This is a genomic window from Nannocystis punicea (assembly GCF_026965555.1).
In the GTDB taxonomy this organism is placed as follows: domain Bacteria; phylum Myxococcota_A; class Polyangia; order Nannocystales; family Nannocystaceae; genus Nannocystis; species Nannocystis punicea.
Genome location: NZ_CP114040.1, coordinates 12,990,158 through 13,003,320 on the forward strand (window position 1 = coordinate 12,990,158; position 13,163 = coordinate 13,003,320).

Consider the following 13,163-nt stretch of genomic DNA (forward strand, 5'->3'; position numbering starts at 1 on the left):
GACCCCAAGAACATTTGGATCGTGGCGGCTCGCCCCTCGCCGCGCCGAGCGGCTGAATCGAGGCGGTTCTGCGTGGCGCAGGCAGGCGGTCCATTCGCGGCGCCGCTGCCCATGAGCGCCGGCGCGATCGTCGAGCCTCGAAGGCCGCGCCATCGATGTGTCCCGAAGGACATGTCCCTTTAAAAAAGTCCCGAAGGGCAGCTCATTCGCAGGAGATGAACCACAGCAGCTCGCTGCAGAGCGTCGCGTCGAAGCTGCCGGCGAGGTCCCAGCCGTCGCCCTGGATCGAGAACGAGCCGCTCAGAATCGGCGGCGCGGCCTCGTCCAGCGGCGGCGACGTCTCGTCCAGGCCGGGCACGCTGGTGAGCTCGAGCGTGAGCATGTCGGGCCCGATGCCCAGGAGGCCGCCGTCCAGCCGCGCCCAGCCCTGCGGGTCCGTGGACTCGAACCATTCCAGGCGGAGGTGGTCGGCTGCGGGGATCTCGGGCTCGTCGCCGGGCGCCTCGGTGTAGAACGTGATCGCCGGGCTCTCGGCGCTGTAGCAGCTGTAGCAGCCCTGCAGGCCGAACATGGCGAAGCGGAAGGTGCGCGGGCCGGCCGGCGTCATGCCGGTCAAGGGCACGGCCAGCTCCATCGGCGCCGGGCAGTAATGCAGGCCCTGGAACTCGGGCCAGTCCCACGAGCAGGGCGAGAGCGGATCGGTCGTGCTGGTCGTGCTGCTCGAGGTCGCGTCCGTGGTGCTCGAGGCGGGCTCGGTCGAGGCCTGGGTCGTGGTGCTCGAGGTCGGCGTCTCGGTCGTGGTCGTCGGGTCGCCCGTGGTCTGGGTCGTCGTGGTCGTGGACCCGCCCTCGCTGGTGCCGTCGCCCGGGTCCTTGGGGCTGCAGGCGGCGACGACGGCGAGGGTGCAGGCGGCGAGGCGGGCGCGCATCGAGACGACCTCCGGGGTGCAGGAGAGGCGGGGAGCAGACATGCGAATGGCCCTTCGGACAGGTCCGAAGGGCCATGGCTGAAGGAGCAGCTAGCGGCTCAGAGGTCCTTCTTGGCGAACTCGATCGCCTGGATGATCGTCCACTGGTCGTCCTTGCCCTTGCCGGCCAGCTCGTCGCCGGGCGGCGGGGCCTGGACGCCCTCGGAGTGCCAGCGGACGATGCCGTCCTCGTCGAGCAGGACGATCGCGGGCGACTGGCGCAGGTACTGCTGGTAGGTGGTCGCGCCCTCGAGGCCGAGCTCGCGCGCGGCCTGGTACTCGGTCGCGTTGGGGAAGCGGTAGGTCGGCAGCGGGCCCTTGTCGGGCAGGCCGCTGACTTTCTCCCAGTCGCGCAGGCCCGAGTCGTTCATCGGTGCCACGCGCGGCAGCGGGCGGCCGGTCTCCTGGCTGACCGTACCGGTGTAGTTACTCGGGAAGGTCACGTGGGTGAACATGATGTCCACGCCGGAGTTCTGCAGGTCGTCGCGGGCCATCTGCAGCACGCGCAGCATGTTGGCGGCCTGGGCCTGCTCGTCGCGGGTGGCCCAGTCCCAGAACAGGACCAGGCGCTTCTTGCCGGCCATCTGCCGGCCGTCGGTGGAGCCGCCGTCCATGTTCATCAGCATGATCATGAGGCTGGCGTGGCCGAACAGGCTGCGGCGGGCCCACTGGGGCGCCTTGTCGAGGTCGGCGGCGCCGACCGACCAGAACGGCGGGGCCTCCTTGATCGGCTGCAGCTTGTCGCTCGGGGTGGCGACGATCTCGACCTCGACGTCCTGGCCGCTGGGCTTCTTGACCTTGAGCTTGACGGGCTGGCCGGTAGCGATCTGGCTGACGCGCAGGTCCTTGGCCGAGGTCACCGGCTGGCCGTTCAGCTCGAGCACGAGGTCGCCGCGCCCGAGCTGGTCGCAGCCCTTCTCGCAGCCGTTGACGTAGGTGATGAACACGCCGCCCGGCTTGAGCTGCTCGCTCGTGACCGAGACGGACGGAGCCGAGGACCCGCCGCCGTCGCACGCGGCGATGGCCGACAGTGCCAGCGTGGAGGCGAAGCCGAGGGGGACGAGACGGGGAACCAGACCGCGGAGCATCGCCGCGGACTTTAGAGCGGGGTCCCGCGAGCGTCAAATCCAGGCGACGTGCGTAAAGAGCGCAGTCTGAAACTCGCGGGCCGGCGAGGCCCTGCGGGGCACCTTGGCATCATGGCCCGCGGGCTCGATCGGCGTCACCGCCCCTTCGCACCGACGGAATTCACGGCCGCGGGACCTCGGCGTGTCGCCTGATGAAATCGCGTTCACAGGCCCAGGCGGAAGCGGACGCTGACGGAGAACGACCAGAAGTGCGGCAGGCCCTTGCGGAGGTTGGTGCCGGCGTCGAGGGCCGCGCCCTCGATGATCGTCAGCGGCGCCACGCCGGACAGCTCGGGGTGGCTCACGCCGGTGATGACGTAGAACGCGTAGTGATAGGCGAACTCGCCGGTGATGGCGATGTTGGGGTGGACGAAGGCGCCGCCGCCGACGCGGAACGGGGCGACGAAGCCGTGGAAGTCCATGCGGGTGGGGCCGCCGGCGGTTTCGTAGCGGTTGCGCCACAGCTGGTAGTGGATGCCGGTGCCGATGTACGCGAGGCCGCGGCCCTTGCGGAGGAAGTGGATCCGCAGGGCCGGGCCGGCGCTGACGGCACGGGCCTTGGCGCTGTTGACGATCAGCTGGTTGAAGTCGACGTCGACCTCGGTGCCGAGCCGCTCCGACAGCGCTTGCTCGAGGCGCGCCGGGTCGATGCCGTAGAGCGTCACTGCGTTCTTGCCCTCGAGGTCGCCCGGCCGCAGCGTGCCCCACTGGGCCTCGATGCCGAGGTCGATCAGGCCGAGCAGGTTGCCGCCGACGAAGCCGCCGAGCAGCGCGCCGGGCCGCTCGTGGTGGCCGCCGCTGCTGGCGCAGTACTGCCGCGTGCAGCCCAAAGTGCCGAACCGCGGCTCGAGGATCAGGCCGGCGTGGCGCCACTTCTTCGGCTGCTTGCGCCGCGCCCGGGCCGCCTCCTCTTCGATCTCCTCCTGCGACTTCGGCTCGGCCGGCTTGTCCGCCTTCTTGCCGTCCGAACCGGTCGGGTCGGCGCCCTCGATCATCGGCGCTCGCGTGTCCTGCGGCGGGCCCTCCGGTTGCAGCGGGTCGGCACCGGCGGGCGGGCTGCCCGAAGAGACAGGTGGGGGCGTCGGCACCGGGCTCGACGTCGGCGGCGGTGAGGCCGGCGCGGCGGGCGGCGGTACCGACTCGGCCGGCGGCTCGGGCGCGGCCACCGGCGGCGCGGGCGGGGTGGGCGCAGGGGCAGGGCGCACCGTCGGGCGCATCACCGGCGGGCCGGGAGCGGGCTTGACGGGCGTGGGCGCGGCGGTCGTCGGCGGGCTCGACGGGCCGGGGCTCGGGGGCGGAGTGTTGGGCGAGCCGAAGTCGGGCAGCGTCGGCGGCGGGCCCACGTCGGGCAGCTTGGGCGGCGGCCCGACGGGGGCCGCGGTCGCCATGGCCGGCGCGAAGGCCCAGGCGAGCGCCAGCGCGCCGATACGGACGGTAGACAACGCGGCGCGACGAACACGAAGCATCACGGACCAGAGTACGATGCGTGACGGGCCCGGTGATTACAAGCCGAGTCCGACGCACGTAGGTGTGCGCAGGCGTCGTTCGCGAGGGTCGACGATTCGTGACGGATCCGGACTCGCGCGCCCCCGAGTTCCTGGCCCGAAGGACAGCTTCGAGTCGCGCCCCTGCGGCAAGCTGCCTTGTTTTGCCGCGGTGATTGCGCGATAACGCGCAGGGCAGCGCGTATTGGCGACGGATTCGATCCAGGTCGCCGCCCTCGGTTATGCTTGCGCCGGTCCCGTCGCTCCCGCCGCTCCCGTCTTATGGACCCGACGCCCCACTCGCACGAGCCGGCCCCCGGTGAATCCTCGGGAGTCATCAAGATCCCCAGCCTCGCGCAGGAGGCGGACCCGGCGTCGCGCAGCGGCACCGGCTACGCCAAGGTCGTCGAGCCCGAGGACCCCGACGACCTGGTCGAGCGCGTGCTCGGCAACTACCGCCTGGTGCGGCCGCTCGGCGGGCGCGGCCTGTCGACGGTGTACGAGGCCCGGGCGGCGGCGGGCGGCGACCGGCGGTTCGCGGTCAAGATCTTGCGCAACGCGAACTTCAACCGCGGGGCGCTCGATGTCGTGCAGCGGCGCTTCGTCCAGGAGGCGCGCGTGGCCTCGCGCCTGCACCACCCGCACATCGGCGACGTGGTCGACTTCGGCATCGAGGGCGGGCTGGCCTACATCGTGATGGAGTACCTCGAGGGCGAGAGCCTGCGCGAGACCTTGAGCCGCCACGGGCCGCTGCCGTGGACGCGCGTCCTGCCGATGTTCCTGCACATCTGCGACGCGCTCGAGGCGGCCCACGCGCAAGGAGTGATCCACCGCGACCTCAAGCCGAGCAACGTCTACCGGGTGCGTCACGCCACCAGCGACGACTACGTCAAGGTGGTCGACTTCGGCCTGGCGCGGATCGTCGACGAAGATCTGCCCGAGGGTCTGCTGGCCGGCGGCGTGCTGCTGTCGACCCCGGAGTACATGGCGCCGGAGCTGATCCGCGGGGCCAAGCCGGACCCGCGCGTCGACATCTACGCCGTCGGCGTCCTCCTCTACGAGCTGCTCACCGGCTCGTGTCCGTTCAAGAGCGGCAAGCAGACGACGGTGCTGGCGATGCAGCTGCTCGACACGCCGATCCCGCCGCGGCGCGTCGCGCCCGACGCCAACATCCCCGGCGTGGTCGAGCGGGTGATCCTCAAGGCCCTGAGCAAGGCCCCCGAGGAGCGCTATCAAAACATCATGGAACTGCGCCTCGCCCTGCTCGACGACACCCGCATCGGCCGCGCCGAAGCCTCCGCCATCCGCACCAAGGCGCTGTCCGGCCCGTCCCGCAGCGCCTCCAGTGCCTCCGCGCCGGTCAAAGAGAGCAGCGTCGGCGTCACCATCGTCCTGGCGCTGATCGCCGCGGGCCTCATCGCCTGGGTGTTCGCCGGCACCCCGGGCCTCGAATACCTCACCGGCGCGCCCCCGCCGGGCCCGCCGCCGGTCGCAGCGCCTGCCGCGGCCGCGCTCCCGCCCGACGCCCAGCCGCCGGCCGCCACCGACCCACGCGTGCTCGAGACCACGCCGCCGGTGCCGACGCAGGACCCGCCGATCGAGGCCGCAGACCCCGAAGACCCGCCGCCGCCGCCCGAGCCGGAGCCGACGGTGGCGCTGCCGTCCATGCCGCCCGACCCGCTGCCGCCCAACGACCCCGAGCCGACGGCGATCAAGGCTGCCCGAACGACCAGGTCCTCTGAGACAGGTCCCAAGGAGCAGGTCAATTACGACATCGTCGAAGACCCCGACGAGGCGACCGCCGTCAGCGAGGCGCAGATCGACGAGCTGCTCAAGCCCTACCGCACGGGCGCGGCCCAGTGCGGCCGCCAGAACGGGGTCGCCGTCGACGCCACGGTGACCTTCAAGTTCATGCTGACGAAGGACGGCCGCCTCGCCCAGATCAAGCCGGTCGGCCGCGCCGCCACCGACCCCGCGGCGGTCTGCATGATCGCGCTGTTCCGCGACGCCAGGCTGCCCGTGCCCGCCGGCAGCAGCTTCAAACACGCGTTCTTCGACTACAGCTTCCGCGTTTATTGATGTCCCTGGGAGCATGTCCTGTGGGACATGCTCCTGAAGGTACGTTGAAACGATCGGCCTCGCTCATCGCGGATGAACGCGAGGCCGGGGCCGCCGGGGGATCTCCGGGCCGTACGACTCGATCGCGGGCGTCGCCACACCCGCGAGGTCTCCCCCTGGACCGCTCGCGGAGCGCGTCTCGACCTGCCGTCGACGCGCCTCTTCCATCGCTCGCTAGCCCGCGCCACGCGGCCGCCGGGCGCAGCGTCAAGGCGCACACGGATCCGCGTCGCAGGTCAGTGTAGATGGCTTTGGGGACATGTGATTGCGAGAGGACCTGCAGACGGAGGTCAGGTCGCGGTCGTCGCCGGTACATGTCTCGAGAGTCATGTGTCGCCTGCTCGGGCGGCGTCGTGGCGCCGCGAGGGAGCCCTTCATCGCCTCGCGCCGGTGGGTGCACCGCTCGGTCCTTCGGTTCACCGCCCCCTGCCCGCGTCAGAATTGCGCGGATCGAGGTGGTCGCCGCAGGGCGCGGGCCCCAGAGATTCATGCATCTGTCCCATGGGACATCTACAAGCATTGATCCGCGGCCGCGAGCTTCTCCGGCCGGTCACACGACGCGAGTGGCGTGTCTTCGCGGTCACATTTCGCCTCTGCATCCGGGGGGCCGCTCGGGCGCGCGCTGAAGGTCACGTCGAGTTCGCGCCGATGTGATGCGGGGTGCCCATAAAGTCGGGCCCGCGATGTCCGACCACGATGACGAGTCCGGGGGCGAGCGACAGATTGCGCGGCGAGAATTCTTGAAAAAACTCGCGGGCGCGGCGCTGGTGGCCGTGCCGGGGTGCGCCGACGACGTGTCGACGAGCACCGAGGGGCCGGACGGGAGCAGCACGACCGGCGACGGCGGCAGCACGAGCACCGGCGGCGACGTGCCGACCACCGGCGCGCCGACGACGAGCACGAGCACGGGCACGAGCGACGGCACGTCGACGACAGGCACCGGCGTCGACTCGACCAGCACCGGCGACGACGGCACCACGAGCGCGAGCACCGGCGAGCCGGGCGACATGGGCGCGCAGCCGCAGGCGTGCGAGGGCCGGGAGATCGTGTTCGCGCCCGACGCGGTGGCGGAAGATCTGGCGCGCTTCCCCACTGCGGTGATGGCCGGGGCGATGCGCCAGGAGTCGGCGCTGCTCCACGGCCGCAGCGAGCAGCCGGACCCGGTGCAGCTGCGCGTGTGGCAGCCCGGCGACGCCCCGGGCACGGTGCGGGTGATCCGCGAGATCGAGGTGACGCCCGACGAGAACGGCTACTTGCGGCAGGTGGTGGACGGCCTGTGCCCGGGGCAGTGGTACCGCTACGGCTTCTTCGCCACCGACGGCGGCGAGCCGGTCGCGCGCGGGGTGCTCGGCGAGTTCCGCACCGCGATCGCCGACGACGCGATGGAGCCGCTGACCGTGGCGATCTCGTGCTGCAACGGGCTCGACAACTTCCCGTGGCCGGCGCTGCAGCGGACCAGCGACGAGTACTACGACGTCTTCCTCCACCTCGGCGACATGGCCTACAACGACGGCGAGATGGCGCTGGCCGATTACCGCGGCAACTGGCAGGCCTACCTGGCGGTGGCCGACGGGGGCGGGATGGCGCTGGCCTACGCGCGGGCGGGGCTCTACTGCACGCTCGACGACCACGAGGTCACCAACGACTTCAACCCCGAGACGATCGATCCGCAGCGGCTGCAGGACGCGATGACCTCGTACTTCGAGGCGATCCCGGTGACCGACACGCCGAACCAGTTCCGCGTGTGGCAGAGCTTCCGCTGGGGCCTGACCGCGGAGTTCATCGTGCTCGACTGCCGGACCGAGCGGAAGCCGTCGACCGCCAACTCGGCCGACCCGATCTACATCAGCAAGGAGCAGATGGCCTGGCTCAAGGAGCGGCTGCAGTCGAGCCCGTGCCACTTCAAGGTGATCCTGAACTCGGTGCCGATCACCGACATGCCGACGATCCCGTGGGACTTCGCGGCCAACGATCGCTGGGAGGGCTACCCGGTCCAGCGGCAGGAGCTGCTCGATTTCATCGCCGCCGAGGACATCGCCAACGTCTGGTTCCTGTCGGGAGACTTCCACACCTGCTTCGTCAGCCACGTCGAGCCCGACGGCGACGGAGTGGTCGCCAGGACGCGCGAGATCGCCGTCACCGGCGGCAACACGAACATCCTGGGCGACTTCCTCGCGGCCCCACAATTCTCGTTCGGCTCGTCCAATCCGCACGGTTGCATCATCACGTTCGACCCCGCGGCCGACGAGGTGCTGGTCCGCTTCACCGACCCGGACAGCGGACAGGACGCGTACAGCGAGACGCTGACGCAGAAGTGACACACGCGACACGTGAACTTCGGGACATGTCCTCCAGCGCGTTCGCGCGCGGAGGGGCCTTGAGGATCCGCACGGCCGCGCGGTGGGCGACCGGGAGGCTTTCAGTCGCTGATCCTAGACGATGAGCACCATGGAGATCCCGCAGGGCCCGGCTCGCATCATGCCCACGTCGATGCTCAGCAGCGGCGCGGAGGACATCGACGGGGACCGTCGCGAGCTCGGGCTGATCGTGCTGGACGGAGCCGTGCCGGCGGACGTCCACGGGCACCTGTTCGTCGCCGGCTCGATCGCCTCGCTCGGGCGCCCGGCCTTCACCGGCGAGGGCACCCTGTACCGCTTCGACCTCGCCCCCGGGCAGGTGCGGCTGGCCCAGAGCATCATGCGCCCGCCGTGTCACTACGCCGACCGGGCGGCGGCCAGCTTCGGCGAATTGATGCAGTTCCGCGACATCGGCCTGTCGCGGATCTCGCCGCTGCTCGGCGTCCGCACGGTGCTGAGCAACTCGCCGATCCCGCTGCGCGACCGCATGATCGTGACGACCGACGCCGGCCGGCCGTGGGAGTTCGACCCGGTCACGCTCGAGCTCGTGACCCCGATCGGCAAGACCGACGAGTGGCTGGGCGCGATCCCGGTGCCGTGGGCCTTCCCGCTGGTGCTGAGCACCGCCCACCCGGCCGAGGACGAGGCCACCGGCGAGCTGTTCACCGTCAACTTCGCCAACGCCGCGCCCGGCGGGCGACCTGGCTTTTCGCACCTGGTCCGCTGGACAGGTCGAGCGCTGGAGCACTTCAAGCTGATCGACCGCGACGGCGAGGCGGTCCAGATCCAGCAATGCGTGCACCAGATCCAGGTGACGCGCAACTGGGTGCTGATCCAGGACTCGGCGTTCGTGGTCGAGATGCGGCAGCTGGCGCTCGACGTGCTGGGGCAGGTGCTGCCGGTCGAGCCGCTGCGCGACCTGCTCGGCGCGAGCACGATGCGGACGCAGCGGCCGACGACGGTGATCCACGCGATCCGCCGCCGCGACCTGCGACCGCGCTCGGGCGGGTTCGCCGACCTCCCGACGCCGGTGCTGGCCCACCGCATCGAGCTAGAGGGCGAGTCGGTGCACTTCTACGCCGACTTCGAGGACGACGGCGAGCACGTGCGGCTGATCGTGCCGCACACGCCGACGCTCGACGTGTCGGAGTGGATCCACGAGGGCGACGACCTGCTGAGCGGCGGCGAGGCCGGGATCGAGGTCGCGGGCATGCAGATCCCCTGCGCCCTGGCCCGCAGCCGCCTCGGGATCCATAAGGTCCACGTGACGTCGGGCGAGGCCGAGTCGCGCTTCGTCGAGGCCCGCGAGACGTGGGGCCTGGCCCTCGGGACATACGCGCCCCGCGGCCGCGAGGCGCCGATCGAGGTCGTCTATTACAACACCAGCGGGTTCGCGCCGGAACTGGTGCCGGCGCGCCTGCTCACCGCCTACGCGCCGCGCGTCGACCTGGCGGCGCTGCCGCTGGCCGACGGGGAGCCGCCGCGCCTGCTCGAGATCGACACGACGACCGGGGCGTTGCGCAGCTACACGGCGCCGAACGGCTGGAGCCTGCTGTCGCCGAACTTCATCCCGCGCAAGGGCGGGCCCCGCCACGCCCGCGACGGCTACGTGGCGGTGCTGGCCCACGCGTCGGAGACGGTGCCGCGCACGCACGGGTCGACCGGCGAGGAGCTGTGGCTGTTCGACGCCGCGGACATCTCCCGGGGCCCGATCGCCCGCCTCGGCCACCCCGAGCTCGACTTCGCCTTCACGATCCACGGCTCGTGGGTGCCGACGCTGAAGCCCAGCCGTCGCGACTATCGCGTCGACATCCGCAACGAGCTCGACCTCGAGTACATCCGCACCCGCGCGCTCGGCTCGCTCGCGTTCTCCGACATTTTTAATGAGACGCTCGGCCGGGTGATGCAGAGCGACGACGTCGACGCGCTGCTGACGATGGCGGTGTTCCCGAAGTTCTGAGACAGGAATGCGTGGATCGGGAGAGTGAATCACCGCACCCGCTGGGCGACGTCGACGTGCACTGCACGGTCGTCAGCCGGGCGTCGTTCGCCGAGCTGATGCGCTCGGTGCACGAGCGGGCGAGCGCGGTGGGCTGGCCGATCTCCTCCCTGGCGGTGCACGACGAGGAGGACGAGCCGATCGTCGGCGATCTCGCGGGTCGCACGCGGACGCGCGGGCGCTTCGACTACGGGCCGCAGGCGCGCCGCGTGTTCTGGATCTGCGAGCCGCGGGGGACGTGCTGCCAGTTCTTCGGAGGGGTGTTCATCCGCGAATTCGCGGAGGCCGGCGAGGACCTGGCGCTGGCCTGCGCGCGGGCGATGGACGACATGATGGTGCTGTTCGGCGGGCCGGAGACGCTGTGCGTGGTGCTGGGGTGGGAGGACGACCCCGCGATCGACGTCGGGCCGGGGCTCGTCGGGGTCTATCGCCGCACTCTTGGTGTCGAGGTTGGGGTGGCCGATCTTGCGGTGACGGTCCGGGGTCGCGACTCGGCGTGGATCGAGGTCCGCACGGAGCCGTCCGAGCGGGGCCGGCAAGCGGCTCTGACGATTCAGGCCGCGATCGCGGGGGCGCTCATTCACGAGTGTGGCTGCGATTGTGCGGAGGCGTGATTCGCAGGACGTCGCATTGGGGGTATCGTCCTCGGTACCAACTTTTCGGAATTGTCGGTGGTGTCGACATCTGCCGGGGCGACGAGTCGGGGCGAAGGCGCCGCTCGCCCAGAGTGGTGAGAAATGTCTCCAGGTTCGGGGCGGGCCGACGACTTTCATCGCCTGTCCCGGTCGCCAGGAGCTTGACGCCCGGCCGCGGATCTCGTACCACTGCGCCCCCGCGCCCAGGTAGCTCAGTTGGTAGAGCAGGGGACTGAAAATCCCCGTGTCGGCGGTTCGATTCCGTCCCTGGGCACTCTCAAGACAAGCAGCAGAAGAGGCGGAGCGCGCGGCGCCCCGCCTCTTCGCTTTTGGTCGCTCGCGGGTTCAGGGGCGCCTGGGACGGCCCTGCGGGCGCAGCGGCTTGTCCCAGCGCTGGAGCTGGCCGGAGAAGCCGCCCATGTCGAGGGTGAGCGAGCGGCGCAGGACCAGGCCGGCCGCCTGCGCGGCGGGGTCGGTGACCCGGGGGAGCGGCGAGATCCACGCGAGGCGGCCGCCGGGCGCCAGGACGGCCGCGGCGTTCGCCACGAAGGCGGTGAGGAGCGGGGCGACGTCGCCGCGGTGCACGCGCCGGCCCATCGGCGGGTTGGTGACGATCAGGGTGACCCCCGCCGGCCGGTGGGTGGTGGCGTCGGCCTGGGTGAGGCTGGCCTGCAGGCCGGCGTTGCGCAGGTTGGCCGCGGCGACGGCGAGGGCCCGCGGGTCGACGTCGGTGCCGAGGAGGGCCGCGGCCGGGCCGAGCAGACCGCGCTCGCACAGCTCGAGGCCGGAGCCGACGAAGGGGTCCCAGACGACGTCGTCGGGGCGGACTTCGGCGAGCCGCGCGAGGGCGGCGGCGATCGTCGGGTGCGAGGCGGCGGGGACGTCGCCGCTGCGGTAGGCGAACCGCGGATCGGCGGACTCCAGCCCGGGCTTGTCGTCGGCGGCGGAGACTTCGGGCTCGCGCGGGGCGTGGTCGGCGGCGCGGGCCTCGGGTTTGGGAGGGGCGGCGAGGCGGCGCGTGGCGCCCGGATCGCCAGGCGCGCGAGGGACCGTGGATCGGCCCGCCTCGCCAGCCGCGGGAAAGGCCGTGGATTGGCGCGGGTCGCCGGGCTCGCGAGGGGCCTCGGGTTGGTGCGCGTCACCGGGCTCGCGCGTAGCCGTGGGTTTGCCGGGAGGTGAGGCGAGTTCGCGGTCGCCGGGGTCGCCGCGGATCGCGGATTCGGCGGGCGTGCGCGTCGATTCGTCGGCGGGCTTCTCGGCGGGGCTCCAGCGGCGCGGGCGCAGCTCGGCGCGGACGATCGGGCCGGCGTCGTCGATCACGACCTCCCAGGTCGTTTCGCGCGGGTCGTTGACCAACTCGGGCCACAGCGCGGCGGCGGCGCTGGCGACCTGCCAGACGAGGGCGCGGCGGTGGCCGCCGCGGGCCCAGGCGAGGCGGTAGCGGGGCTGTCCTTTGGTATATGTCTCGAAGACCAGGCGCGCCTCGGGGCCGGTCAGCAGGGCGGCGATGGTTTTGAAAAGATCTGTCCCGCGGGACAGGGGCGGCAGCGGCAGGCCGACCTCGGTCCACAGGCGGACTGCGAGCAGCTCGCGCAGCGGGCCGCGGAGGGTGGCGGCGACGCGGCCGGGGGCCAGCACGCGGGCGGCGAAGGCGGGGCCGAGCGCGTCGACCAGCAGCGGCTCGAGGCCGGGGCGGCAGCCGAGCACCAGCGGGCGCGGGGCGGCGGCCGTCGCGTCGAGGTCGATCGCCGAGCCGGCCTCGCCGCGGCCGAGGCTGCGGGCCAGCATCAGGCGGGCGCGGGCGGTCAGGCGCTGCAGCTCGGGGTCGTCGGGCGCCTGGCCTTCGAGCCAGGCGAGGGCCTGGTCGTCGCCGATCTTGCCGAGTGCCTCGACCAGGCTGCGCAGGTGCGGCAGGGAGGTCTCGGCGCGGGCGCGGGCCAGCAGGGCGGCGGCGACGCCGGGGCCGCCGCGCTTGCCGAGCGCGCCGATCGCGTTGCGCCTGGTCTTCGGGTCATGGTCATCGAGACATGTTTGAAGGGCCATGTCCACGGCGGGGTCGGCGGGCAGGCGGCCGAGCACGCGGACCAGGCGCGGGCGCAGCGGCGGCTCGGCCGTGGGCAGGCGGCGCAGCAGGGCCGGGGCTGCGGCCGCGCCGGCGCGCAGGAGGGCCCGCTCGGCGTGGACGGCCAGCTCCTCGTCGTCGCCGAGGAGCTCGACGACGTCGCGCAGGTCGGTGCGTCCGGGCGTGAAGCCGGCGTCGGCGACGGCGCGGGCGAGGTGCTCGCGGCGGTCGGGCGACAGCGCCGGGGGTGCCTCGGGGGGAGCGACCTCGCGGCGGTCGGTCGTCTCGCGCGAGGGGGGCTCGCGGCGGTCGGGTGCAGCGTCGGCCGGAGCGGTCGGTCGGGTCGCCATGGGCGGCGAAGCATAAGCGATGGCGGGCCGGCGAGAATCACGACGTCCCGGCCTCTTTTCGGAG

8 protein-coding genes and 1 tRNA gene are annotated in these 13,163 nt (G+C 72.1%); 5 read left to right on the forward strand and 4 right to left on the reverse strand.

Going from position 1 to position 13,163, the window contains the following annotated elements; genetic code table 11:
* Positions 1-202: 202 nt before the first annotated feature.
* From O0S08_RS50115 to O0S08_RS50125, 3 genes are all read right to left on the reverse strand, one after another.
* A complete protein-coding gene (locus tag O0S08_RS50115) occupies positions 203-970 on the reverse strand; it encodes a hypothetical protein (RefSeq protein ID WP_269036679.1) in 768 nt (255 codons plus the stop codon).
* Positions 971-1,026: 56 nt separating this feature from the next.
* On the reverse strand, positions 1,027-2,055 hold the full coding sequence (locus O0S08_RS50120; RefSeq protein WP_269036680.1) for a PDZ domain-containing protein: 1,029 nt from the start codon (positions 2,053-2,055) through the stop codon (positions 1,027-1,029).
* A gap of 203 nt (positions 2,056-2,258) precedes the next feature.
* Positions 2,259-3,536: a hypothetical protein gene (locus O0S08_RS50125; protein ID WP_269036681.1), complete on the reverse strand. Its 1,278-nt coding sequence runs from the start codon at positions 3,534-3,536 to the stop codon at positions 2,259-2,261.
* A gap of 324 nt (positions 3,537-3,860) precedes the next feature.
* On the opposite strand from O0S08_RS50125, the gene O0S08_RS50130 reads away from it, so the two are divergent.
* The 5 genes from O0S08_RS50130 to O0S08_RS50150 all read left to right on the forward strand — a co-directional run bounded on the left by O0S08_RS50130 (position 3,861) and on the right by O0S08_RS50150 (position 10,961).
* Positions 3,861-5,657: a serine/threonine-protein kinase gene (locus O0S08_RS50130; RefSeq protein WP_269036682.1), complete on the forward strand. Its 1,797-nt coding sequence runs from the start codon at positions 3,861-3,863 to the stop codon at positions 5,655-5,657.
* A 722-nt stretch (positions 5,658-6,379) separates the two neighbouring features.
* Positions 6,380-8,014, forward strand: a complete 1,635-nt coding sequence (locus tag O0S08_RS50135; protein ID WP_269036683.1) for an alkaline phosphatase D family protein — start codon at positions 6,380-6,382, stop codon at positions 8,012-8,014.
* Positions 8,015-8,144: 130 nt separating this feature from the next.
* Complete coding sequence (locus tag O0S08_RS50140; protein ID WP_269036684.1) at positions 8,145-10,013, forward strand: carotenoid oxygenase family protein; 1,869 nt, start codon at positions 8,145-8,147, stop codon at positions 10,011-10,013.
* A gap of 11 nt (positions 10,014-10,024) precedes the next feature.
* Positions 10,025-10,666 (forward strand): hypothetical protein, encoded by a 642-nt coding sequence (locus O0S08_RS50145; protein ID WP_269036685.1) that lies wholly within the window; start codon positions 10,025-10,027, stop codon positions 10,664-10,666.
* A gap of 222 nt (positions 10,667-10,888) precedes the next feature.
* Positions 10,889-10,961: transfer RNA gene (locus O0S08_RS50150), tRNA-Phe, on the forward strand.
* A gap of 71 nt (positions 10,962-11,032) precedes the next feature.
* On the opposite strand, the gene O0S08_RS50155 is transcribed toward O0S08_RS50150, so the two are convergent.
* A complete protein-coding gene (locus tag O0S08_RS50155; protein WP_269036686.1) occupies positions 11,033-13,099 on the reverse strand; it encodes a HEAT repeat domain-containing protein in 2,067 nt (688 codons plus the stop codon).
* Between the last annotated feature and the right edge of the window lie 64 nt (positions 13,100-13,163).